We start from the raw sequence: 22920 nt of genomic DNA, 5'->3' as shown, positions 1-22920 counted from the left end.
CCGGGAGGGTGACCTCCCGGGCACGTCACCTCGCATAGTCATACATACCGAACAACACACTCATACGTTCGTACGGTGATCACTCTCGTACGACGTGCCACCGCTCTCTGTCTCCTGGGCGCCGCCCTCGCCGCCTGCGGGACCGACCAGGCCCCGGAGGCTCCCCGCCCGGCCCCGTCCGCACCCTCCGCCGCCCCCTCGAAGGCGGCCCCGCCTCCGACGCTCGCGCCCGGCCCCGCGGGCCTGACCCCCGTCTTCGAGCACGGTCCGCGAGCCAGGGGCAAGACCGTCGCCCTCACCTTCGATGCCGACATGACCGCCGACCAGGGGCCCCGGGCCGCGGCGGGCGAGCGGTTCGACAACCCCCGGCTGATCGAGGCGCTGCGGGAGCTGAAGGTGCCGGCGACCGTGTTCATGACCGGCCGGTGGGCCGAGGAGTACCCGGACGCGGCCCGGTCCCTCGGCCGGGACCCGCGGTTCGAGATCGCGAACCACTCCTACAGCCACTACGCCTACACCGACGACTGCTACGGCCTGCCCTCCGTGTCCCGGGAGCGGATGCGGGCCGACGTGGAGCGGGCGTACACGGCGTTCAGGAAGGCAGGGGTGGCGAACGCGATGCCGTACTTCCGCTTTCCCGGCGGGTGCTACGACAGGGCGGCACTGGAGGAGCTCACCGCCACCGGCGTCACCGCCGTGCAGTGGGACGTGGTGAGCGGGGACGCCTTCGCGACGGATGCCGACGCGGTGGCCCGGCAGGTGCTGGACGGGGTGCGGCCCGGGTCGGTCGTCGTCCTGCACTGCACCCGCAGCGCCGCCCCGGTCACCGAGCGGGCGGTACGGACGATCGTCCCCGAACTGCGGAGCAGGGGCTACCGCTTCGTGAAGGTCTCGGAGCTGATCGGCGCCGGGAACGGCCGCGCCTGACGGGCCTACGCTGGAAGCATGAGCGACGACGACCGAGGTAGCGACGACTACTGCCTGATCGACGCGGCCCGGCCGCCCAGGGCCGACGGCCCGCCGTACGCGGAGTGCGTGCTGTGCCGGGAGCCGACGGAGTACGCCGAGTCGTACAAGGGGATCACCATGTGCCCGCGCTGCGAGTGGCAGGAAGCCCAGCGGACGGCCTGTTCAGGCTGATCCGCGACGCGGCGCGGTACCCAGGGACCGCGCGGGTCGTAGCGGCGGCCCACGTGCTCCGGCCGCCACTCGCGTCGCACGGGGTCGTCCGCTCGCGCCCCAGCGGCTTGGCAGACTGGTGGGCGTGAGCAACGAGCCGACGACGTCCCTCCCCGACTCCCCCTTCCGCCCCGAGCCCGGCGACCGCGACCTCGCCCCGCAGTACGTCCTGCCGCTGGTCGTCCGCATCGAACGCGCGGCACCGCCGCCCCGTACCGACGCGCTGGAGACGGCGGCCCGGGCGGTGCTGGTGATGCTCGGCGACGAGCGGTCCAGCGGCGACGGCGTGTGGGCGGGGGTGATGCGGGACTGGCAGGACGCGCGCATCCGCAAGGTCGTGCGGCGGGCGCGCGGCGCCGAGTGGCAGCGGGCCGAGGCACTGCCCGGCATCACGGTCACCGGCCGGGCGGCCGAGGTGCGGGTCTTCCCGCCGGTCCCGCTGGACGGATGGCCCAAGGACCTGGCCCGCCTCCAGGTCTCCGGCACGGACCTCGACGACCCGCGGCCGCCCGGCGACGCCGACCTCTCCGCGCCGGTCCTGTGGATGAATCCGGGCCTGGACATGTCGGCCGGCAAGGCGATGGCGCAGGCCGGGCACGGCGCCCAGCTGGCCTGGTGGGAGCTGGACGACGCGGCCCGGGCCGCCTGGCGGGACGCCGGCTACCCGCTGGCGGTGCGCACCCCCGCCCCGGCGCGCTGGCACGCCCTCACGACGAGCGGTCTGCCGGTGGTCCGGGACGCCGGCTACACGGAGATCGCGCCGGGATCGTGCACGGTGGTGGCGGACCATCCGGGCCTGCGGTAGCGGGCGCGGCGAGGTGGGCCGGCGGATCGCGGGCGTCGCCCCGGGCGCCGTGGCATCGTGGTCCCATGGCCATCGACGTCCGCCCGGCCTCGGTCTTCGAGGACGTCCGGATCCTGCTCGGCCCCAAGTCGCCCGGGGCCGACGTCTGCTGGTGCCTGAGCTACCGCGTCCCCTCCAAGGTGAACAACGAGCTGCGCGGCCCGGCCCGCGGCGCGTACGTCGAGGAGCTGTGCCGTACCGGACCGCCCCCGGGCGTACTCGCCCACGACGGTGAGGAGCCGGTCGGCTGGGCCGCCGTGGCGCCGCGCGCGGACACCTCCTTCGCGCGCAGCCGCACGATCCCGCACGTCGACGACCTGCCGGTCTGGTCGCTGTGGTGCGTCCGCGTACGTCCCGGTCACCGCGGACGGGGGATCTCGCACGCCCTCATCGCCGGGGCGGTCGACTTCGCCCGCTCCCAGGGTGCTCCGGCCGTCGAGGCGTACCCCCTCGACAACGGGGGTGCCAGGGTCGACCTGACCATGGCGTACGCGGGCATCCGGAGCAACTTCGAGCGCGCCGGGTTCGTCCACGCCGCCGACACCACGTCGGTGCTGGCCGGCCACCCCCGGGTGCTGATGCGGCTCGACCTGCGCTGACCGGCGCCGCCGCCGCGAACCTCAGATGTTGCTCTGAACATGACCTGCCCGGGGTTCGGGCCGCGCGGGGTGGGCGATACCCCCCACATGTTCGCAGGAGGGGGACGGACCATGGAGCGAATGGCACGACTGGGAACCGGAGTCGGATGGCGTCCGGAGATCGCGGACGTGGTCGAGCGGATGCCCGGCATCGACTGGGTCGAGGCCGTGGCCGAGAACCTCTGTCCCGGGCATCTGCCCGACTCGCTGCTGCGGCTGCGCGAGCGCGGCGTGACCGTCGTGCCGCACGGCGTCTCGCTCGGCCTCGGGGATGCCGGGCGGCCGGACGCCGGACGTCTGGCGGCGTTGGCGGAGCGGGCGGAGGCGCTGGGGTCGCCGCTGGTCACCGAGCACATCGCGTTCGTCCGGGCCGGGGGGCCGATGACCGCCTCCGAGCGGCTGGAGGCCGGGCACCTGCTCCCCGTGCCGCGTACCCGTGACGCCCTCGACGTGCTCTGCGAGAACGTGCGCGTCGCGCAGGACTCGCTGCCCGTGCCGCTGGCCGTGGAGAACATCGCCGCGCTCTTCTCCTGGCCGGGCGAGGAGATGACGGAGGGGCAGTTCCTGTACGAGCTGGCCGACCGGACGGGGGTGCGGCTGCTGATCGACGTGGCGAACCTGCACACCAACCACGTCAACCGCGGCGAGGACCCCGCCGAGGCCCTCTCCGAACTGCCCCTGGAGGCCATCGCCTACGTCCATGTCGCGGGCGGCTTCGAACGGGACGGCGTCTGGCACGACAGCCACGCCCACGCCGTTCCGCGGCCGGTGCTCGACATCCTCACCGACCTCGCCTCGCGCGTCGCACCGCCCGGCGTCCTGCTGGAACGCGACGAGAACTTCCCCGACGCGGCGGAGCTGGAGGCCGAGGTCGAGGCGATCCGTGTGGCGGTGGGCAAGGGCCGGGCGGCGGACGGGCGGCCCGGCGCGAGCGCGACCGCCCCGCCGCGCTCCGCGCGCGCCGAGCCCCGCGTCACCGACGCCGTACGGCAGCGGCTCGCCCTCGCGCAGACCGCGCTGCTGTCCGCGCTGGTCGCCGGCACCCCCGTCCCCGAGGGGTTCGACCGGGTACGGCTGGGCGTCCAGGCGCGGGCGCTCGCCGCCAAGCGGGCCGACGTGGTCGCGAAGGTCGCGCCCGAGCTGCCGGTGATCCTCGGCGCGGAGTACCGGCCGGCCTTCCTCGCCCACGCCCAGCGCCGGCCGATGACCGGCGGCTACCGGCGGGACGCCCTCGACTTCGTCGAGCGGCTGGTGCGGGACGGCCGTCCCGGGGACGCGCGGGTGCGCCACGAGTTGCGTCGGTGGTGGGAGGAGCGGTCGGGGCCGGTGCCCCGGTCGGAGCGGCCCGGGGTCCGCTGGGCCCGTGCGGCCCGGCGGATTCTGCCGCGTCGCCGGACCAGCTCGACATCGTCAAACGGAACGTCACATACCCACAACACTGCGTCCCGACATGTGAACAGGGCATGGCGCCGGCGAAAGCCTGTGGCATAGAAGTACGGCATGTTCTGGGTGCTTCTCCTCCTGTCCGCCTGGTCCGTCGCCGGGCTGGCGTGCCTGCGGCTGTGTCTGGCCGCGGTGCGCGCGGCGGTCGTCGGCCCGCCCACCGTCGGCCGTGAGCACGCGCTGACGCTGTACGAGGCGGCGTTCCTCTCCGGCGGTCCTCGGCGGGTCGCCGACCTGACCCTGGTCTCCATGGCGCGCCAGCGCCGCCTGCTGCTCGCGCACACCGGCTGGGCGACCGTCGTCGACCCGTGCGGGCGCGACGAGATGGAGCGGTCGGTCATAGGGGCGATAGGTCCCGGCGGGCAGTCCCGGATAGCGCCGGTGCGGGCCACCGCCGCCACCGCGGACGCGGTACGGGTCCTGGCCGACCGGCTGGTCGGCGCGGGCCTCGCCGTGCCGGACGGCTCGCGCGGTGTCGCGGCCGGGGTGCGGCGGGTACGGACCGCCGCGCTCGCCGTGTGCGCGCTGGCCGCCGCCGCCCTGGCGCTGCCGCTCCCCGCCGACCAGCCGCGGCTGCTCATCGCCCTGTGGTTCGCGCTGCCCCTCGCCCTGACCCTGGGGTGCCTCGCCATCACGCGCATGGAGGTCCATCCGTACTCCCGGTGGGCCTCACCGGCCGGGCAGCGGCTGATCGGCAGCCTGGTGCAGCAGGCCGACGGCACCGCCGACGACCGTACCTACCTCACCTCGGTCGCCGTGCGGGGCGTCCGGGCGATCGGCGAACCGGACCTGCGCGCGGCCTTCGCCCACCGCGAGCGGTACGTCGACGAGTACGCCGAGGGCCACGGCGAACCGCGGGGCTGACGCGCCGGGGGCGTACGGGCGCACGCGGGGGCGACACCCGCCGACGGTGCTTGCCCCGCCCGGTCGCCGCGCCAACCATCCCTTGTGTCACCCCGTGTGCATGGAAGGGATACGCGATGCGAGCTGCCGCCCTCTACTCGGCCGCCGGGTCCTTGCTGCTGACCGCCCTGACCGCCGCTCCGGCGGAGGCGGGCCCGGCCGGGCCCGGTGCCGCCGAGGCGCGCGGCACCGCCGTGGCCGCCGAGCGCGCGGCGGCGGCCGGTATCGAGTTCGGCAGCTGCCCGAAGGCCGAGGAGCTGCCGGAGGCCGTGCGCTGCGGCACGGTCACCGTGCCCCTGGACTACGCGCACCCCGGCGGGGAGCAGCTCCGGCTCACCGTCAGCCGGGTGCGGGCCACCCACCGGGACCCGCACAACAGCAAGCGCAAGGTGCCCGGTCAGGGCGCGCTGCTGTACAACCCGGGCGGTCCGGGCGCCTCGGGGCTGTACTTCCCGCTGGTCGGCATGGTGCCCGAGTGGAAGCGGATCGCGGCGGCGTACGACCTCGTCGGCTACGCCCCGCGCGGGGTCGCGCCCTCCGCGCCGCTGTCCTGCCAGGACCCCGGTGACTTCTTCAAGGGGCCCCGGGCGGCCCCGACGCGGCCGTCGGACGCGTACAAGAGGGAGCGTGCCGCCGAGGCCGAGGCGTACGCCCGCGGCTGCGCGGAACGGGCCGGTCGGGCGCTGCGCCACTACCACTCCCTCAACAACGCCCGTGACCTGGAGGTCGTGCGGGCGGCGCTGGGCGAGCGGCGGCTCACGTTCATGGGCGCGTCGTACGGCACCTACCTCGGCGCGCTGTACGCCGAGCTGTTCCCCTCGCGCGTGCGGCGGATGGTGTTCGACTCGGTGGTGAACCCCGACCCGGGACAGGTCTGGTACCGCAACAACCTGGACCAGTCCGAGGCGTTCGAGGACCGCTGGACGGACTTCAAGGAGTGGATGGCCGAGCACGACGCGGCCTACGGGCTCGGCGACACGGCGAGGGAGGTGCAGAACAGCTACGAGGAGGCGAGCACACGGCTCGCGGCCCGGCCGGCGGGCGGGACGGTGGGGCCCGCGCAGCTGCAGGGGGCGTTCCTGCGGGCCGGGTACTACGACGACTACTGGCCGCACCGTGCCGAGGCGCTGTCGGCGTACCTCCAGGGGGACCCGCAGCCGCTGGTCGACCAGGCGGGCACGCGCACCGAGGAGGGGGCGGTGGGGGCGGAGAACTCCAGCGCCGTGTACACGGCCGTCGAGTGCAACGACGCGTCCTGGCCCACCGACTTCGAGGTGTGGGACCGGGACAACACGCGGCTGGCGCGCCGGGCGCCGTTCGAGACGTGGGACAACGTGTGGACCAACCTGCCGTGCGCCTACTGGCAGGCACCCCGGCAGCGGCCCCTCGACGTGCGCACCGCTCCGGGCGAGCTGCCGCCGACGCTGGTCCTGGCCGCGGAGCGGGACGCGGCCACTCCCTACGACGGCGCGCTGGAGCTGCGCCGGCGGCTGTCGGGCTCGGTGCTGGTGACCGAACGGGACGCCGGTACGCACGGCATCGCCGGCGGCGCGAACGCCTGCGTGAACGGGCACCTGGAGGCGTACCTGCTGAACGGCCGCCTCCCGGCGCGGGACGAGTCGTGCGCCCCGCGCCCGGAGCCGGAGCCGCGGGAGTCCGCGACGCCGGCCTCCTGATCAGGCGAGCCCGGCCACCAGCTCCGCGATGTCCTTGCGGCGCCCGGTGTAGAAGGGGACCTCTTCGCGGACGTGCATGCGGGCCTCGGAGGCGCGCAGGTGGCGCATGAGGTCGACGATGCGGTAGAGCTCGTCGGCCTCGAAGGCGAGGATCCACTCGTAGTCGCCCAGCGAGAAGGAGGCGACCGTGTTGGCGCGCACGTCCGGGTAGCCGCGGGCCATCTTGCCGTGGTCGGCGAGCATGCGGCGGCGGTCCTCGTCGGGCAGCAGGTACCAGTCGTAGGAGCGCACGAACGGGTAGACGCTGATGTAGTCGCGCGGCGTCTCGTCGGCCAGGAACGCCGGGATGTGCGAGCGGTTGAACTCGGCGGGGCGGTGCAGCGCCATGTTCGACCAGACGGGTTCCAGGGCGCGGCCGAGCTTCGTGCGGCGGAAGAGGTTGTACGCCTCCTGGAGCTCGTCGGCGGTCTCCGCGTGCCACCAGATCATGAGGTCGGCGTCGGCCCGCAGACCGGACACGTCGTAGGTGCCGCGGACGGTGACGTCCTTGGCGGCGAGCTGGTCGAACAGCTCCTGGACCTCGTCGGCCCAGCCCGCCCGGTCCTCCGGCAGCGTGTCCTTCAGCTTGAAGACGGACCAGAGGGTGTAGCGGATGACCTCGTTGAGGTCCTTGGCCAGCTTGCCCTTGTTCGGGATGCGCTCGGCGGCGGGGGTGGCGTCGTCACTCATGGCTCTATTCTCCCGCTCCGCCGTGCAGGGTCTGCACCGGGTGGGCGGTGAGCTCCTCCACACCCCGCGGGTCGCCCCGGAGCCGGTCCACGGCCGCGTAGGCGCTCGCGATGCAGGCCGGGATGCCGACGCCGTCGTAGGCCGCGCCGCACACGGCGAGTCCCGGGACCCTGCCGACGTGCTCGCGGACGCGGGCCACGCGGGCGTGGTGGCCGACCGGGTACTGGGGCAGGCCGTCGTGCCAGCGGGTGACGCGGGCGGCGACGGGCTCGGCGGTCAGGCCCGTGGCCTCTCCCAGATCGCGCCGGGAGACGGCGACCAGGCCGGCGTCGTCGCGGCCGAGGATCTCCGTCTCGCCGTGGCGGCCGACGGAGGTGCGCAGGACGACCAGGTCCGGGTCCTCGTCGGCGATCCAGCCCCACTTGCGGGAGGCGAAGGTCGACGCCTTGATGGTGCGTCCCTCGACCGGCGGCACGAGGAAACCGCTGCCCTCGGGGAGCGCGGCGGCGTCGGAGCGGCGGTAGGCGAGGGTGATCAGTGCCATCGAGGCGTACTCGACGGCGGCCAGTTCGGCCGCGGCGGCGGGGGCCTCGGCGCGCAGGAGCTCGGCGGCGGGGCGGGCGGGGACGGCGACGACGACGGCGTCGGCACGCAGCACCCGGTCACCGGCGGTGATGCGCCAGCCGCTCGGGGCGGTACGGCGCAGCTCCGTCACGGGCGCTCCCGTGACGATCTCGCCGCCCCGGGCGCGCACCGACTCGGCGACCGCGAGCGGGAGGGAGCCGACGCCGCCCTCGATGCCCATGAACACCGGTCCGGTAGCGGGCGAGGTGGCCGTCCGGCCCTGGAGGGCGCGGACCGCCTCGGTGAGGGAGGTGTGGGTGCGGGCGGCCTCGAAGAGCTGGGGCACGGCCGAGCGCAGCGAGATGCGGTACGCGTCGCCGGCGTAGACACCGCCGAGCAGCGGTTCGACGAGGCGGTCGACGACCTCGCGGCCGAGGCGCGCCGCCACGTACTCCCCCACCGCGACGTCGTCGCCGACCTCGGTGCGGGGCAGCTCCGCGTCGCGCTCGATCCGGGCGAGGCCCTCCGCCGAGAGGACTCCGGACAGCGCGGCAGCGGTGCCGGGGACACCCATGACGTGCCCCTTGGGCATGGGGCGCAGGGCGCCGCCGGTCCACAGCGAGGCCGACGCGGTGGACGGGGGCTGGAGGCGGTCGGCGAGGCCCACCTCGCGGGCGAGGCCCACGGCCTCGGGCCGGCGGGCCAGCAGGGACTCGGCGCCGAGGTCGACGCGTACTCCGGCGATCTCGCCGGGCAGCAGCTTGCCGCCGACGCGCTCCGACGCCTCCAGCACGGTCACCCGCGCGCCGCGGGCCAGCAGCCGGTGGGCGGCGGCCAGTCCGGCGATGCCGGCTCCGACGACGACCACATGCCCCGGGTCCGCGGCGGCCACGTCCGCGGAGGTCTCGCTTACGCACATGCCCCCAGCGTCTCAGACCGCACCGACGGCGGCGCCGCCAGGCCCACGCCCCGCGGGGCCCCGCGAGTCCGGACCGTGACCTGTTCGGGACCGTTCCGCGCCAACGTCCGCACCCCCTCGCGCGTCGAAGGAGCGTCAGTTGTCACCGTCCCCCCGGGGGGTACCCGCATGCAGACCCGACGATCAGCCCCGCGTTCCGCGCCACCCGCCCGTGCCTGGGCCGGCCTGTTGGTGGCCGCGGCCCTCGTCCTCACCGGCTGCAGCGGCTCCGACGGCGGCGCCGACTCGTCCGGCGGTGACGCCAAGGCCGCCGCGCCCCAGGAGGGTGCGCGGGCGGAGGGCCGCGCCGAGGACCGGGCCGGCGCCGCGGGCGGCGAGAGCGACGGTGCCAAAGAGAGCGCGCCACCGCGGCTCGCCCCCTCCCACATCATCCGGACCGTCTCCCTGACCGTTCAGGTGAAGGACGCGGCCAAGGCCCTGGAGGCGGCCCGCACGGCGACCGAGAACGCCGGCGGGTACGTCGGCGACGGGACCACCACCCGGGACGAGGAGGACCACGAGCGGACCGAGGTCGTCCTGCGGGTGCCCGTGGAACGCTACGAGGAGGTGCTCGACGAACTGGAGGGCGCCGGCAAGCTCCTCGAACGCAGCGCGAAGGCGGAGGACGTCACCGACCAGGTGGTGGACGTGGACAGCCGCGTGAAGTCGCAGCGCGCCAGCGTGGCCCGGGTCCGCGAGCTGATGGACCGTGCGACGAGACTGAGCGACGTGGTGACGCTGGAGGGAGAGCTGAGCAGCCGCCAGGCGGAGCTGGAGGCGCTGCTGGCCCGGCAGGCGGTCCTGAAGGACCGCACCAGCCTCGCCACCCTCACCCTCTCCCTGTCCGAGACGCCGGTGGAGCGGGCGGACGAGGACGACGAACCCGGCTTCCCGGACGCCCTGGCCGGCGGCTGGGACGCGTTCGTGACGATGCTGCGCTGGGTGGCGCTGGTCGTCGGCGCGGTGCTGCCGTTCGCCGCGGTGGCCGCGCTGCTGGTGCTGCTCTGGGTGCGGGTGCTGCGGCCCCGCCGGCCGCGCCGCGCGGCACCCGCGCCGGCGGCGCCCCCGGCCGGCGCCCCCGCGGCCTCGGCGCCGCTGCCGGCGGCCCGTCCCGCGCCCGAGGCCGGGTCCGGCCACCGGGAGAGGCCCGGCACGGAGGACTGAAGTGCCCCGCCCACGTAGCGTGTTCCTCATGAGCATGAGCGCTGCGAGCGGTACCGGGCGGGCCGGAGAACGACTGGTGGTGATCGGCGGTGACGCCGCGGGGATGTCCGCGGCGTCACAGGCACGCCGGCTGAAGGGCCCCGACGAACTGGAGATCGTCGCCTTCGAACGCGGCCACTTCAGCTCCTACTCGGCGTGCGGCATCCCGTACTGGGTCGGCGGTGACGTCACCGACCGGGACCAGCTGATCGCCCGGACGCCCGAGGAGCACCGTGCCCGGGACATCGACCTGCGGACGCGCACCGAGGTCACGGAGATCGACGTCGCCGGCGGGCGGGTGCGCGCGTGTGACGTCGATTCCGGGGCGGAGTCCTGGACGTCGTACGACAAGCTCGTGATCGCGACCGGCGCCCGCCCGATCCGCCCCGCCCTGCCGGGCGTCGACGCGCCCGGCGTGCACGGGGTGCAGACACTGGACGACGGGCAGGCGCTGCTCGACACGCTGGCACACACGCGTGGCCGCCGCGCGGTGGTCGTCGGCGCCGGGTACATCGGCGTCGAGATGGCCGAGGCGCTCATCAAACGCGGGTACGAGGTGACGGTCGTCAACCGCGGCCGGGAGCCGATGTCCACCCTCGACCCGGACATGGGCCGCATGGTCCACGAGGCGATGGAGGGCCTGGGCATCACCATGGTGAACGGCACCGAGGTCACCGAGGTGCTCACCGGGGACGACGGCCGGGTCCGCGCGGTCGCCACCGAGGACGCCGAGTTCCCGGCGGACGTGGTGGTGCTCGGCATCGGGGTGCGCCCCGAGACCGCGCTCGCCGAGGCCGCCGGTCTCCCGCTGGGAGCGCACGGCGGGCTGCTGACCGACCGGGCCCTGCGGGTGCGCGGGCACGAGGACATCTGGGCCGGCGGCGACTGCGTGGAGGTGCTCGACCTGGTCTCCGGGCAGGAGCGGCACATCCCGCTCGGTACGCACGCCAACAAGCACGGGCAGGTCATCGGCACCAACCTGGGCGGCGGTTACGCCACCTTCCCGGGGGTGGTCGGCACGGCCGTCAGCAAGGTCTGCGACCTGGAGATCGCGCGGACCGGGCTGCGCGAGAAGGACGCGCTGCGGGCGGGGCTGCGGTTCGTCACGGCCACCATCGAGTCCACCAGCCGCGCCGGCTACTACCCGGGCGCCTCGTCCATGACGGTGAAGATGCTCGCCGAGCAGCGCACCGGCCGGCTGCTCGGCGTCCAGATCGTCGGCCGCGAGGGCGCGGGCAAACGGGTCGACGTCGCCGCGGTGGCCCTCACGGCCGGGATGACGGTGGAGCAGATGACGGCCCTGGACCTCGGCTACGCGCCGCCCTTCTCACCGGTCTGGGACCCCGTGCTGGTGGCCGCCCGCAAGGCGACGAGGGCGGTCGGGCAGCAGGCCTGAGGAGGCCCGCTACGACGTCCCGTTGATCCGGTCGATGGCCTGCCGGGCCTGTTCGGCGGGGGCCCGTGAGGGCAGGGACGACACCGACGCCGGGGCGGCCCCTGGTGCCTGTGCGGTCAGCGGCGCCGGGCCGCCGACCGCGGGCGGCTGCTCACCGGCGGGCCTGGCGTGCGCCGCGCCCCGCGCGGAGCGCAGCCGGTGGCTCACCGCCTCGTCCAGCGTCACCGGTCGCTGCCTCTGCGCCGCCAGCCGCCCGGCCTCCTGACCGAGCCGGGCGACGTCCTCCCAGGGCAGCCGCAGCACGAGGGCGACCTCGGCCTCTCCGTCGGGCAGGGCGTGCATCGCCGGTGCCGGTGTGACCCGTTCGTTCATCGCCTGTTCCTCACGTCGTCCCCGCGCCCCGCCTTCCCCGGACCGCGGGCGGTTGGCAGGACATACGCACACCCGGACGCGGGCGTTCAGCGGACGGGCCGATTCACCGCCCGTCCGGCGGGCACTACTGTCTCGTGGTCATCCCGGTCCATGACGTGAACCCCGCCCGCCGTACCGCCTGGGTGACGTACGCCCTCATCCTCGCCAACGTCCTGGTCTTCCTGCTGACCCCCGGGACGGCGGCTTCCGTGACGGGCGAGGGCGGTCTCGCCGAGCTGTGCCGTCTCCAGGCCTTCCTGGACCAGTACGCGGCGGTGCCGCGGGAGTTGCTCCACCACCGGCTGCCGGGGCTGGTGCCGACGGGTGACACGGGCGTCGGCCCGCAGGGGCCGGACTGCGTGGTCGGCCCCCCGGACTACGACAAGTCCCCCGAGCTGAGCGTCCTGACGGCGATGTTCCTGCACGGCGGCTGGCTGCACCTGCTGGGCAACATGCTCTTCCTGTGGATCTTCGGCAACAACGTCGAGGACCGCCTGGGCCACCTGCGCTACCTGCTCTTCTACGGCGTCTGCGGCTACGCGGCGACCTACGGCTTCGCCCTCCTCGACCCCGACTCGGGCGCCCCGCTGATCGGCGCGTCGGGGGCGGTCGCCGGGGTGCTCGGGGCGTACCTGGTGCTGTACCCGAAGGCCCGCGTGTGGGTCCTCGTCCCCTTCCTGATCTTCCTGCCGCTGCGCCTGCCGGCCTGGATCGTCCTGGGCTTCTGGTTCGGGCTCCAGGCGGTCTACTCCTCCGGCGGGGCCGTCTCCGCGGCGGGCACTGTCGCCTACGCGGCCCACGTGGCCGGCTTCGTCGCCGGCATGCTGATCGCCTGGCCACTGCGACGCGGCACCCCTCCCCCGCCCGAGCCTGGCGGGCCGCTGTTCGGGAGGCGGGCCCGGCCGGGGTGGTGACCGGGGTGGGTAAGCTCCCGGGGCACAGGGTCTACGGCTTGGGGGGACCGATGACGACGGGGGACGGGCCGGTGCTGGACGAGGGCCGGGTCAAGCATCTGGAGCTGATCCAGCTGACCGTGGCCCGCATGGGCAACAACTCGTTTGTGATCAAGGGCTGGTCGCTGACGCTCACCGGCGCCCTGCTCGCCTTCGCCGTCGGCAACGACGACGCGTCCGTCGCGCTGGTCAGCATCGTGCCCATCGTGGCCTTCTGGTTCCTCGACGGGCACTTCGTCTACCAGGAGCGGCTGTTCCGGCGTCTCTACGACCGGGTGCGGCGTCCCGACCCGGCCGTGGAGCCCTTCACCATGGACGTGGCACCGGGCCGCGAGCGCAGGGGCAGGCTGAAGGCGACGGTCTCGCCCACCCCCGCCTGCTTCTACGGCGGGCTGCTCGTCGCCCTGGCCCTCGCTCTGCTGCTCGTCGGCTGACGCGGGGCCGGGCGGCCCCGAGAGCGGCTCAGCGAGCGGTCTGCGTGTGGACGTACTCCACGAGGCGGGTCAGCGCGTCCGGGTCGGTGGTGGGCAGGACGCCGTGGCCGAGGTTGAAGACGTGGCCCTCCAGGTCCGCCGCCGCGTCCAGGATCTCGCGGGTCTTGGTCTCGACCGCCTGCCGGGTGGAGAAGAGGACGGCCGGGTCCAGGTTGCCCTGGAGCGCCTTGCCGGGGCCCACGCGGCGGACGGCCTCGTCCAGCGGGACGCGCCAGTCGACGCCGACCACGTCCGCGCCGGCCTCGCCCATGAGGCCGAGGAGCTCGCCGGTGCCGACACCGAAGTGGATGCGGGGCACGCCGTACCCGGCGACGGCCTCGAAGACCTTGCGGGAGGCGGGCATCACCGAGCGGCGGTAGTCCGCGGGCGACAGGGCGCCGACCCAGGAGTCGAAGAGCTGGACGGCGCTCGCGCCCGCCTCGATCTGCACCGTGAGGAAGGCCGCCGTGATGTCGGCGAGCCGGTCCAGGAGGTCGGCCCACAGCTCGGGGTCGCCGTACATGAGCGCCTTGGTGTGCTCGTGGTTGCGGGACGGACCGCCCTCCACGAGGTAGCTCGCGAGGGTGAACGGCGCGCCGGCGAAGCCGATCAGCGGGGTGGCGCCGAGCTCGCGGGTGAGCAGGCCGTACGCCTCGGTGACGTAGGAGACGTCCTCGGGGGTGAGGTCGCGCAACCGTGCCAGGTCCGCGCGGGTGCGGATCGGCTTCTCGATCACGGGGCCGACGCCCGGCTTGATGTCGAGGTCGATGCCGATGGCCTTGAGGGGGACCACGATGTCGCTGAAGTAGATCGCCGCGTCCACGCCGTGCCGGCGCACCGGCTGGAGGGTGATCTCGGCGACCAGTTCGGGCCGCATGCAGGACTCCAGCATCGGGATGCCCTCGCGCACCTTGAGGTACTCCGGCAGCGAGCGCCCGGCCTGCCGCATGAACCACACGGGGGTGTGCGGCACCGGCTCACGCCTGCACGCCCTGAGGAACGCGGAGTCGTACGTGGCGGTCGGCTGCTTGCCCGCGGGGCTCTGGTTGGCACTCACACCGGCAAGTCTCGCACGGCCCCGTCGGCGCGCCGGACCACGGGTGGGCCCGCGCGCGAGTGGCGTGGAGGGCGCCCGCGCGGGACCGCGTGATCCGGACATCGCGCCCGCACGCGGGTGTCCCTCCCTGCGCCGAGGCGCTGTTCCGCTTAATCTTCCCCGCATGGCTGCGGCTCAGGGACGACTGTCGGACGGCGCTGGCGGAATGGACGAGCAGAAGGGTACCGAGGAGGAGGCCCGGCATACGGGGAGTACGGCACCGCCGGCCTTCACGGCCGCCGTCGAGGCGCTCAGGACGACGCGACTGCGGCCGCAGATCGAGGTGGAGGCGACGCGCGCCCCCCAGCGGCTCGCCCCCTACGCGTACGCGCTGGAGGCCGCGGTGGTCGACGGCGACGACGATCTCGCGGACGGCCGGCTGGTGCTGCTCCACGACCCGGCCGGGCACGACGCCTGGCGGGGCACCTTCCGGCTGGTGACGCTGGTGCGGGCCGAACTGGAGCCCGAGATGGCCGCGGATCCGCTGCTGCCGGAGGTGTGCTGGTCCTGGCTCACCGGTGCCCTCCAGGCCCGCGGACTGGCGTACGGCGAGCCCAGCGGCACCGTCACACGCGCGAGTTCCCACTACTTCGGAGGGCTCTCGGCCCGCCCGTCCGCCTCGCAGATCGAGATCCGGGCGTCCTGGACGCCCCGCGAGGGCCTGGGCGGCGTCCCGGACACCACCGCCCACCTCGCCTCGTGGTGCGACCTGCTGGCCCAGGTCGCGGGCCTGCCGCCGGCCACACCGGGGGACGCGTCGATCGTCACGCTGCCGCAGCGCCGCGGCCCGCAGTCGCGTTGACGGTCCGCGTCCCCTTCGTTCTTCCCCTCCTGGCCTCTCCACCTTCTGTGCACCCGGGCCCCGTCCGGCCCGCGAAACGTTCCGTCACTTTGTCGACACGACAACTTTCGGCACCGTATCGACAAAGTACGGAACCGTTTGATCTTCGAATGATCGACCGCGTGTCCGAATTGCTCGGATTGTTACTCACTAGATCGTGATCATTCTCTAAAGGCGGACGGGTTCGGTGCCGAAGACGACTGTGACCTTGAAAGCACGGTTCGTCCCGGCTTCACCCCCACGAGCCGGCCCCGTCCCACTCCCCAGGAGGCCTGGTGTCCGTTCTCCTCGAGCAGCCTGCAAGCCTGGTCGCCTACCGCCCGAACAAGCCGACCGCCATGGTGGTCGTGGCCGACCCGCGCGTCCGCTCCACCGTCACCCGCCATCTGTGGGCCCTCGGTGTGCGCGACGTCATCGAGGCCTCGTCCGTCGCGGAGGCTCGTCCCCGCATCGGCAACCCCCGCGACATCTGTGTCGCTGACGTCCACCTCCCCGACGGCTCCGGCCTGACCCTGCTGTCGGAGACCCGTGCCGCGGGCTGGCCCAACGGGCTCGCCCTGTCCGCCGCCGACGACATCGGCGCCGTACGCAACGCCCTCGCCGGCGGAGTGAAGGGCTACGTCGTCACCGGTACCCGTACCAACGTCGGGCTCCCCACCCGGCCGGGCGCGGCCCCCATCGGCGCCGCCGCCGCCCGCCTGCACCGCCGCCCCCCGGGTGCCCCGAGCCACCCGGGCGGCTACCGCGAGCTCTCCGGCCGCGAGGTGGAGGTGCTGCGACTGGTCGCGGAGGGCCAGTCGAACAAGGCGATCGGCGTCTCGATGGGCCTGTCGGCCCTGACCGTCAAGAGCCACCTGGCCCGCATCGCCCGCAAGCTCGGCACCGGCGACCGCGCCGGAATGGTCGCCGTGGCGCTGCGCACCGGCATCATCCACTGACCGAAGTCCGCCCTTACCGTCCCCCGTCCCGCCCCTCCCCCGTTCCCGACCGCTCCCCACTCCCCACCCCTCCGCTCCCTCCTCCCTGCCCCTGCGCTCCCTCCTCTCCGCCCTCCGCCCCCCCTCCCTGAAGCGGATCTTTCACTGACCTGACTGGTTTACGACCCCCCGGCGCCCGCCGACGGAACGTTCCGTCGGCGGGCGCCGTCGATCCACGGATACCCTTGACAGGTGACCGACGCCCACGAAACCGCAGCAGACCCTTCACTGCGAACCACCGGAGGCGCCCCTCCGGACGACGCCGGATCTTCTGTGACTCAGGCGCCGACCCCTTTGCTCGAACCGCGCGAGGGCGTTCCGCCGGTGATCGCCGACGCGTCCGCCCTCGCCGAGGTGACCGCCGCCTTCGCCGCGGGGAGCGGTCCCGTCGCCGTCGACGCCGAGCGCGCCTCCGGCTACCGCTACGGCCAGCGCGCGTACCTCGTGCAGCTGCGCCGCGAGGGCGCCGGCTCCGCACTGATCGATCCGGTGGCCTGCCCGGACCTGTCGGGGCTGGGCACCGCGCTCTCCGACGTGGAGTGGGTGCTGCACGCGGCCACCCAGGACCTGCCGTGCCTGCGTGAAATAGGGATGGTGCCCACCCGGATCTTCGACACCGAGCTGGCCGGGCGGCTCGCCGGCTTCCCGCGGGTCGGGCTCGGCGCGATGGTGGAGAACGTCCTGGGCTTCGTCCTGGAGAAGGGCCACTCGGCGGTCGACTGGTCCACGCGCCCGCTGCCCGAGCCCTGGCTGCGCTACGCCGCGCTCGACGTCGAGCTCCTCGTCGACCTGCGCGACGCGCTGGAGAAGGAGCTGGACCGGCAGGGGAAGCTGGAGTGGGCCCGGCAGGAGTTCGACGCGATCGCGTCGGCCCCGCCGGCCGAGCCCCGCAAGGACCCCTGGCGCCGTACCTCCGGCATGCACAAGGTGCGCCGGCGCCGTCAGCTGGCCGTGGTGCGGGAGCTGTGGCAGACCCGGGACCGCATCGCGCAGCGCCGCGACGTCTCCCCCGGCAAGGTGCTCGGGGACGCGGCCATCGTCGAGGCCGCGCTCGCGCTCCCGCCCAACGCGCACGCGCTCGCCGCGCTGAACGGCTTCGGACGGGTCAACCGCCGGCAGCTGGAGCAGTGGCAGGTCGCGGTCGACCGGGCCAGGGGGCTGTCCGAGTCGCAGCTGCCGCAGCCCGGCCAGCCGGTGACCGGTCCCCCGCCCCCGCGGGCGTGGGCCGACAAGGACCCCGCCGCCGCGGCCCGGCTGTCCGCCGCACGGGCGGCGGTGACGGCGCTCGCCGAGCGGCTGAACATGCCGCAGGAGAACCTGATCACGCCGGACACCGTGCGCCGGGTCTGCTGGGAGCCCCCGGCGACGGTCGACGCCGAGTCCGTGGGCGCGGCCCTCGCGGGGCACGGAGCCCGTCCCTGGCAGGTGGAGCAGGTGACGCCCGCCCTGGTGGCGGCGCTCGGCGAGGGCGTGTCGTAGGCGGAGCGGCGGCGAGTTCCGGCCAAGATCCAGGGTGGAGCGGTGACCGGACGGTGTGACGTTCGCCGCTCCAGCCGGGGGGACTGTGCAGCTACGTTACCCACAAGTAGCATGGGCCTGAGCGCGCGCTCAGTGCATGCGTGCCGCAGCAGTGCCACCCCGCACCCTGGAGGAGAGCCATCGTGCCTCGTACCGTCAGGGACGTCGTCTTCGTAGACGGCGTCCGCACCCCGTTCGGCAAGGCGGGCCCGAAGGGCATCTACCACGAGACCCGCGCCGACGACCTGGTCGTGAAGGCGATCCGGGAGCTGCTGCGCCGCAACCCCGGTCTCGACCCCAAGAAGATCGACGAGGTCGCCGTCGCCGCGACCACGCAGATCGGCGACCAGGGCCTGACCATCGGCCGCACCGCCGGAATCCTGGCGGGCCTGCCCACCTCGGTCCCCGGCTACTCGATCGACCGCATGTGCGCGGGCGCCCTGACCGCCGTCACCTCGGTGGCCGGCTCGGTCGCCTTCGGCGCGTACGACGTCGCGATCGCGGGCGGTGTCGAGCACATGGGCCGCCACCCGATGGGCGAGGGCGTGGACCCGAACCCGCGGTTCGTCAGCGAGAAGCTGGTCGACGAGTCCGCCCTGTTCATGGGCATGACCGCCGAGAACCTGCACGACCGCTACCCGAGCATCACCAAGCAGCGCGCCGACGAGTACGCCGTGCGCTCCCAGGAGAAGGCCGCCAAGGCGTACGCCAACGGCAAGATCCAGGCCGACCTGGTGCCGGTGTCGGTGCGCCGCACCAACGAGGAGGCCGGCGAGACCGGCTGGGGTCTGGTCACGGCCGACGAGCCGATGCGGCCGGGCACCACCCTGGAGAACCTGGCGGGTCTCAAGACGCCGTTCCGTGTGCACGGCCGGGTCACCGCGGGCAACGCGGCCGGTCTGAACGACGGCGCGACCGCCTCGCTCATCGCGAGCGAGGACTTCGCCCGCGAGAACGACCTCCCGGTCAAGATGCGCCTGGTCTCGTACGCCTTCGCGGGCGTCGAGCCCGAGGTGATGGGCTACGGCCCGATCCCGGCGACGGAGAAGGCCCTGGCGCAGGCCGGCCTCTCCATCGACGACATCGGCCTGTTCGAGATCAACGAGGCCTTCGCCGTCCAGGTGCTGGCCTTCCTGGAGCACTACGGCATCGCCGACGACGACGCGCGCGTCAACCAGTACGGCGGCGCCATCGCCTTCGGCCACCCGCTGGCCTCCTCCGGCGTGCGTCTGATGACGCAGCTGGCCCGCCAGTTCGAGGAGCAGCCGCACGTCCGCTACGGCCTGACCACCATGTGCGTCGGCTTCGGCATGGGCGCGACGGTCGTCTGGGAGAACCCGCACTTCGAGGGGGACAAGTGAGCACCACCGCAGAGCTTCTGAAGGGTGCGGCCGAGCTGTTTCCCGGCGAGGTCGTCACGCAGGCGCACGTACGCCACTTCGACCTCCCCCTGGGTGCGGGCCGTTTCGCCCTGATCACCCTGGACAACGGTCACGACCACACCAAGCCGACCACGCTCGGCCCGCAGTCGCTGGCGAACATCGACGCCGCGATCGACCGGGTCGAGAAGGAGGCCGCGGACGGCGAGATCGTCGGCGTCGGCGTCACCGGCAAGCCGTTCATCTTCGCGGTCGGCGCCGACCTCAAGGGCGTCGAGCTGCTGAAGCGGCACGAGGACGCGCTGGCCATCGGCAAGGGCGGCCACGACGTCTTCAAGCGGCTGTCGCAGCTGGCCGTGCCGACCTTCGCGTACTACAACGGCGCGGCCATGGGCGGCGGCGTCGAGATCGGCCTGCACTGCGCGTACCGCACGGTGTCGGCGGCCCTCCCCGCGTTCTCGCTGCCCGAGGTCTTCCTCGGCCTGGTCCCCGGCTGGGGCGGCTGCACGCTGCTGCCGAACCTGATCGGCGCCGACAAGGCCGTCTCGGTCATCATCGAGAACAGCCTGAACCAGAACAAGCAGCTCAAGGGCGCGCAGGTCCACGAACTCGGCATCGCGGACGCGATCTTCGAGGGCGCGGACTTCCTGGAGCAGTCGCTGATCTGGACCGCGTCCGTCCTCAAGGGCGAGATCGTCGTCGAGCGTCCGGCGATCGACCGCGGCGAGGCCTGGGACCAGGCCGTCGCCAAGGGCCGCTTCATCGCCGACTCCAAGGTGCACGGCGCCGCCCCGGCCGCCTACCGCGCCCTGGACATCATCGCCGCCGCCAAGAACGGCGACCTCCAGCAGGGCTACGACGCCGAGGACCAGGCCCTCGCCGACCTGATCATGGGCGGCGAGCTGCGCTCCGGCATCTACGCCTTCAACCTGGTGCAGAAGCGCGGCAAGCGCCCCGCGGGCGCCCCGGACAAGTCGCTGGCCCGCCCGGTCACCAAGGTGGGCGTCGTCGGCGCCGGCCTGATGGCCTCCCAGCTCGCGCTGCTCTTCCTGCGCCGCCTGGAGGTGCCGGTCGTCCTGACCGACATCGACCAGGAGCGCGTCGACAAGGGTGTGGGCTACGTCCACGCCGAGATCGACAAGCTGCTCGGCAAGGGCCGGATCAACCAGGACAAGGCCAACCGGCTCAAGGCCCTGGTCACCGGCGTCCTGGACAAGGCCGAGGGCTTCGCGGACGCGGACTTCATCATCGAGGCCGTGTTCGAGGAGATGGGCGTCAAGCAGAAGGTGTTCGCGGAGGTCGAGGCCGTCGCCCCGGCGCACGCGATCCTCGCCACCAACACCTCCTCGCTGTCCGTGTCGGAGATGGCGTCGAAGCTGAGGCACCCCGAGCGGGTCGTCGGCTTCCACTTCTTCAACCCGGTCGCGATCCTCCCGCTGCTGGAGATCGTCCGCGGCGAGCAGACCGACGACGCCTCGCTGGCCACGGCGTTCGGCGTCGCCAAGAAGCTGAAGAAGACCGCGGTCCTCGTGAAGGACGCCCCGGCGTTCGTCGTGAACCGCATCCTGACCCGCTTCATGGGCGAGATCCAGAACGTCATCGACGAGGGCACCCCCGTCGAGGTCGCCGAGAAGGCCGTGGAGCCGCTCGGACTGCCGATGTCGCCGCTGGTGCTGCTGGAGCTGGTCGGTCCGGCGATCGGCCTGCACGTCTCCGAGACGCTCAACCGGGCCTTCCCGGAGCGCTTCACCGTCTCCCCGAACCTCAAGGCGGTCGTCGAGGCGGGCAAGCGCGGCTTCTACGTCTACGACAGCGGCAAGCCCGAGCTGGACCCCGAGGTCGCCGCGCTGCTCAAGCAGGGCGACACCGTCCTCACCGAGGAGCAGGTCCGCGAGCGCGTGCTGGACGCGGTGGCCCAGGAGATCGGCCTCATGCTCGACGAGGGCGTCGTCGCCGAGGCCCAGGACATCGACCTGTGCCTGATCACCGGCGCCGGCTGGCCCTTCCACCTGGGCGGCATCACGCCGTACCTGGACCGTGAGGGCGTCGCCGAGCGGGTGAACGGGAAGCGGTTCCTGGAGACGGGCGTGGCGAGCGTGCCCGCGTAGGCTCCGCGCGCGTACCCCGGTACGACGACGAGAGGGCCCCCGCCCTGAGGCGGGGGCCCTCTCGCGTGCCGCCGCGGGTGCGGTCAGTAGCCGTAGGGTGTCGCGCCCGCCGGGGTGTGCGCCACGGCGAAGGGGACCAGGGTGGCCGGGGACTCGTTGCCCGCCGCGTCCACGGCGAACACCTCCACCGTGTGCCGGCCCTCCTGCCACGGCCAGCCGGAGTCCCAGGCCCAGCGTCCGTCGACCGCGACCGGGCTGCCTCCGAGGAGGGTGCCGCCCGCCCTGAACCCCACCTGCGCGGCCCCCCGGGCGAGGCCGGTGAACCGCACGGCCGGGGTGGCCAGCTGCTCGTACGCCACCGGGGACTGGACCGCCGGCGCCGCCGGCCGCCCGCCCGTCGGCGCAGCCTCGAACCGTGCGGCGGGCTGGGCCGGGATCGCGCTCGCGGGGGCGGCACCGGCACCGGCCACCGTGGTGAACGGGACGACGACCCCCTTGGTGTGGCCTCCGGCCGCGTCCCAGGCGACCGCCTTGACCTGGTGCTTGCCCTTGCTCCAGGGCTTGCTCAGCCGCCAGGACCAGGTGCCGTCAGCGGCGACGGACGGCGAGCCCAGGAACTTGCCGTGCTCCCACAGGCTCACGCGTACGGCGCCGTACGCCGTCCCGGCGAAGAACACGCCGTCCGTGGGCAGTTCGCTGTGGGGGGCCGGGTGGGTGACCACCGGCAGCGGGAGCTCGGCGGGTTTGTCCCGGGAGGTGTCGGACAGGTAGGCGGTGATGGCCGAGGTGTCGCGGTCGGGTTCCTCGTACCCGTTGCGCACCAGGCCGAGCCGCGGGGGGAGGCCGTCCGCGAGCATGTTGATGAGACCCATCAGGAAGGGCACGTTGCGGCGCGTGACCTCCGAGTGCTTGGTGATGTAGGGCGACTCGCTGTAGACGAAGTTGAAGTTGTCGTAGCCCTGGAAGAGAGGGAGGAAGGGCTCGACCTGCTCCGCGTACTGCTCGTCCTGCGGCGAGGAGAGCAGGTAGATGTTCGACTGCCGGGCGACGCCCGAGCGGACGAGGTCGGGCAGGATCGCGTCGATCACCCGGACGTTCTCCTCGGGCGCCCCCTCACCCAGCATGAAGCGGGCGGTCTTGGGGTGGACGGTCTTTATGTAGGTGCCGATGAGGAACTGCGGCACGATGGAGACGATGTTGCCGAACCCGTAGCGCATGCCGAAGTAGAGGGCCGCGCTGCCGCCCTTGGAACCGCCCCAGAGCGTGACGCGGTCGGGGGTCAGGTCCAGGGCGTGCATCACCTTGGAGATGACCCCGATCACGGACTGCTCCAGGGAGAAGTCCATCCCCTCGCACAGGTAGTAACTGCGCATGCCGCGGAACCGGTCGCGGATCCACAGGATGTTGGCCCGGACCGGGTTGAGGACGCCGTTCGACCAGCCGTAGTCGTCGGTGACGCCGAAGTTGGCGAACACCACGACGAGATGGCGGTTGCCGCCCTTGGCATGCGTGAAGCGGTACTCGACGGGATAGGCGCCGGAGGTGTCGGTCCCGTTGATCAGTTCGCGTGCTGGCGACGGTGCTGTGGGCATGTGTGGCTTCCACTCATGAGGTGTTCGACGGCGGTGGCG

General features: G+C 73.6%; 21 protein-coding genes. 16 read left to right on the top strand and 5 right to left on the bottom strand.

What is annotated here, in order from left to right:
* Nucleotides 1–75: 75 nt before the first annotated feature.
* From SAM23877_RS27380 to SAM23877_RS27350, 7 genes are all read left to right on the top strand, one after another.
* A complete protein-coding gene (locus SAM23877_RS27380; RefSeq protein WP_053138850.1) occupies nt 76–927 on the top strand; it encodes a polysaccharide deacetylase family protein in 852 nt (283 codons plus the stop codon).
* An 18-nt stretch (nt 928–945) separates the two neighbouring features.
* Nucleotides 946–1140, top strand: a complete 195-nt coding sequence (locus SAM23877_RS27375) for a hypothetical protein (protein ID WP_053138847.1) — start codon at nt 946–948, stop codon at nt 1138–1140.
* A 124-nt stretch (nt 1141–1264) separates the two neighbouring features.
* Nucleotides 1265–1984, top strand: a complete 720-nt coding sequence (locus tag SAM23877_RS27370) for a peptidyl-tRNA hydrolase (protein WP_053138845.1) — start codon at nt 1265–1267, stop codon at nt 1982–1984.
* A 65-nt stretch (nt 1985–2049) separates the two neighbouring features.
* On the top strand, nt 2050–2622 hold the full coding sequence (locus SAM23877_RS27365; RefSeq protein WP_053138842.1) for a GNAT family N-acetyltransferase: 573 nt from the start codon (nt 2050–2052) through the stop codon (nt 2620–2622).
* Nucleotides 2623–2742: 120 nt separating this feature from the next.
* On the top strand, nt 2743–4152 hold the full coding sequence (locus SAM23877_RS27360) for an MbnB/TglH/ChrH family RiPP precursor modification enzyme (protein ID WP_079030473.1): 1410 nt from the start codon (nt 2743–2745) through the stop codon (nt 4150–4152).
* Between the two features lie 9 nt (nt 4153–4161).
* On the top strand, nt 4162–4968 hold the full coding sequence (locus SAM23877_RS27355) for a TIGR04222 domain-containing membrane protein (protein ID WP_053138838.1): 807 nt from the start codon (nt 4162–4164) through the stop codon (nt 4966–4968).
* Between the two features lie 116 nt (nt 4969–5084).
* Nucleotides 5085–6683: an alpha/beta hydrolase gene (locus SAM23877_RS27350; protein ID WP_053138835.1), complete on the top strand. Its 1599-nt coding sequence runs from the start codon at nt 5085–5087 to the stop codon at nt 6681–6683.
* Here the strand turns inward: SAM23877_RS27350 and hemQ are convergent, their stop codons facing one another.
* Nucleotides 6684–7412, bottom strand: coding sequence for a hydrogen peroxide-dependent heme synthase (gene hemQ, locus SAM23877_RS27345; protein ID WP_053138831.1), 729 nt, complete (start codon nt 7410–7412; stop codon nt 6684–6686).
* 4 nt (nt 7413–7416) lie between these two features.
* The gene (hemG, locus tag SAM23877_RS27340) at nt 7417–8895 is read right to left on the bottom strand and encodes a protoporphyrinogen oxidase (RefSeq protein WP_053138828.1); all 1479 of its coding nucleotides are present in this window, start codon (nt 8893–8895) and stop codon (nt 7417–7419) included.
* A gap of 168 nt (nt 8896–9063) precedes the next feature.
* On the opposite strand from hemG, the gene SAM23877_RS27335 reads away from it, so the two are divergent.
* Nucleotides 9064–10098, top strand: coding sequence for a DUF4349 domain-containing protein (locus tag SAM23877_RS27335; RefSeq protein ID WP_053138826.1), 1035 nt, complete (start codon nt 9064–9066; stop codon nt 10096–10098).
* A 28-nt stretch (nt 10099–10126) separates the two neighbouring features.
* Nucleotides 10127–11533 carry an FAD-dependent oxidoreductase gene (locus SAM23877_RS27330; RefSeq protein WP_053142923.1) on the top strand — a complete coding sequence of 469 codons (1407 nt, stop codon included), beginning with the start codon at nt 10127–10129 and terminating at the stop codon, nt 11531–11533.
* Nucleotides 11534–11542: 9 nt separating this feature from the next.
* Here SAM23877_RS27330 and SAM23877_RS39255 read toward each other — a convergent pair whose 3' ends face one another.
* Nucleotides 11543–11905, bottom strand: coding sequence for a hypothetical protein (locus SAM23877_RS39255; RefSeq protein ID WP_053138822.1), 363 nt, complete (start codon nt 11903–11905; stop codon nt 11543–11545).
* Between the two features lie 134 nt (nt 11906–12039).
* Between SAM23877_RS39255 and SAM23877_RS27320 the strand changes: the two genes are divergently transcribed.
* Nucleotides 12040–12858: a rhomboid family intramembrane serine protease gene (locus SAM23877_RS27320; RefSeq protein ID WP_053138818.1), complete on the top strand. Its 819-nt coding sequence runs from the start codon at nt 12040–12042 to the stop codon at nt 12856–12858.
* Nucleotides 12859–12908: 50 nt separating this feature from the next.
* Nucleotides 12909–13331, top strand: a complete 423-nt coding sequence (locus SAM23877_RS27315) for a hypothetical protein (RefSeq protein WP_053138815.1) — start codon at nt 12909–12911, stop codon at nt 13329–13331.
* A 28-nt stretch (nt 13332–13359) separates the two neighbouring features.
* On the opposite strand, the gene hemE is transcribed toward SAM23877_RS27315, so the two are convergent.
* Nucleotides 13360–14427 (bottom strand): uroporphyrinogen decarboxylase, encoded by a 1068-nt coding sequence (gene hemE, locus SAM23877_RS27310; protein WP_053138812.1) that lies wholly within the window; start codon nt 14425–14427, stop codon nt 13360–13362.
* Between the two features lie 163 nt (nt 14428–14590).
* Between hemE and SAM23877_RS27305 the strand changes: the two genes are divergently transcribed.
* The 5 genes from SAM23877_RS27305 to SAM23877_RS27285 all read left to right on the top strand — a co-directional run bounded on the left by SAM23877_RS27305 (nt 14591) and on the right by SAM23877_RS27285 (nt 21289).
* A complete protein-coding gene (locus SAM23877_RS27305; protein WP_079030471.1) occupies nt 14591–15268 on the top strand; it encodes a DUF3000 domain-containing protein in 678 nt (225 codons plus the stop codon).
* A 314-nt stretch (nt 15269–15582) separates the two neighbouring features.
* Nucleotides 15583–16245 (top strand): response regulator transcription factor, encoded by a 663-nt coding sequence (locus tag SAM23877_RS27300; RefSeq protein ID WP_003972894.1) that lies wholly within the window; start codon nt 15583–15585, stop codon nt 16243–16245.
* A gap of 231 nt (nt 16246–16476) precedes the next feature.
* Nucleotides 16477–17763 carry a ribonuclease D gene (locus tag SAM23877_RS27295; RefSeq protein ID WP_162492130.1) on the top strand — a complete coding sequence of 429 codons (1287 nt, stop codon included), beginning with the start codon at nt 16477–16479 and terminating at the stop codon, nt 17761–17763.
* Between the two features lie 182 nt (nt 17764–17945).
* On the top strand, nt 17946–19163 hold the full coding sequence (locus SAM23877_RS27290) for a thiolase family protein (RefSeq protein WP_053138803.1): 1218 nt from the start codon (nt 17946–17948) through the stop codon (nt 19161–19163).
* The gene (locus tag SAM23877_RS27285) at nt 19160–21289 is read left to right on the top strand and encodes a 3-hydroxyacyl-CoA dehydrogenase NAD-binding domain-containing protein (protein WP_053138800.1); all 2130 of its coding nucleotides are present in this window, start codon (nt 19160–19162) and stop codon (nt 21287–21289) included. The genes SAM23877_RS27290 and SAM23877_RS27285 overlap by 4 nt, the downstream gene beginning before the upstream one ends.
* A gap of 83 nt (nt 21290–21372) precedes the next feature.
* Here SAM23877_RS27285 and SAM23877_RS27280 read toward each other — a convergent pair whose 3' ends face one another.
* Complete coding sequence (locus tag SAM23877_RS27280) at nt 21373–22881, bottom strand: hypothetical protein (protein WP_053138797.1); 1509 nt, start codon at nt 22879–22881, stop codon at nt 21373–21375.
* Nucleotides 22882–22920: the final 39 nt, after the last annotated feature.

It is taken from the genome of Streptomyces ambofaciens ATCC 23877, from assembly GCF_001267885.1.
GTDB lineage: Bacteria > Actinomycetota > Actinomycetes > Streptomycetales > Streptomycetaceae > Streptomyces > Streptomyces ambofaciens.
The sequence above is the reverse complement of the archived record's forward strand: the minus strand, read 5'-3'. Positions and strand labels throughout refer to the sequence as shown.

Bases quoted from the DNA above. Each gene is read 5' to 3' on its own strand.
- SAM23877_RS27375 (WP_053138847.1), top strand. From the start codon at position 946: ATGAGCGACGACGACCGAGGTAGCGACGACTACTGCCTGATCGACGCG.
- SAM23877_RS27365 (WP_053138842.1), top strand. From the start codon at position 2,050: ATGGCCATCGACGTCCGCCCGGCCTCGGTCTTCGAGGACGTCCGGATC.
- SAM23877_RS27360 (WP_079030473.1), top strand. From the start codon at position 2,743: ATGGCACGACTGGGAACCGGAGTCGGATGGCGTCCGGAGATCGCGGAC.
- SAM23877_RS27355 (WP_053138838.1), top strand. From the start codon at position 4,162: ATGTTCTGGGTGCTTCTCCTCCTGTCCGCCTGGTCCGTCGCCGGGCTG.
- SAM23877_RS27350 (WP_053138835.1), top strand. From the start codon at position 5,085: ATGCGAGCTGCCGCCCTCTACTCGGCCGCCGGGTCCTTGCTGCTGACC.
- hemQ (WP_053138831.1), bottom strand. From the start codon at position 7,412: ATGAGTGACGACGCCACCCCCGCCGCCGAGCGCATCCCGAACAAGGGC.
- hemG (WP_053138828.1), bottom strand. From the start codon at position 8,895: ATGTGCGTAAGCGAGACCTCCGCGGACGTGGCCGCCGCGGACCCGGGG.
- SAM23877_RS27335 (WP_053138826.1), top strand. From the start codon at position 9,064: ATGCAGACCCGACGATCAGCCCCGCGTTCCGCGCCACCCGCCCGTGCC.
- SAM23877_RS27330 (WP_053142923.1), top strand. From the start codon at position 10,127: ATGAGCATGAGCGCTGCGAGCGGTACCGGGCGGGCCGGAGAACGACTG.
- SAM23877_RS39255 (WP_053138822.1), bottom strand. From the start codon at position 11,905: ATGAACGAACGGGTCACACCGGCACCGGCGATGCACGCCCTGCCCGAC.
- SAM23877_RS27315 (WP_053138815.1), top strand. From the start codon at position 12,909: ATGACGACGGGGGACGGGCCGGTGCTGGACGAGGGCCGGGTCAAGCAT.
- SAM23877_RS27305 (WP_079030471.1), top strand. From the start codon at position 14,591: ATGGCTGCGGCTCAGGGACGACTGTCGGACGGCGCTGGCGGAATGGAC.
- SAM23877_RS27280 (WP_053138797.1), bottom strand. From the start codon at position 22,881: ATGCCCACAGCACCGTCGCCAGCACGCGAACTGATCAACGGGACCGAC.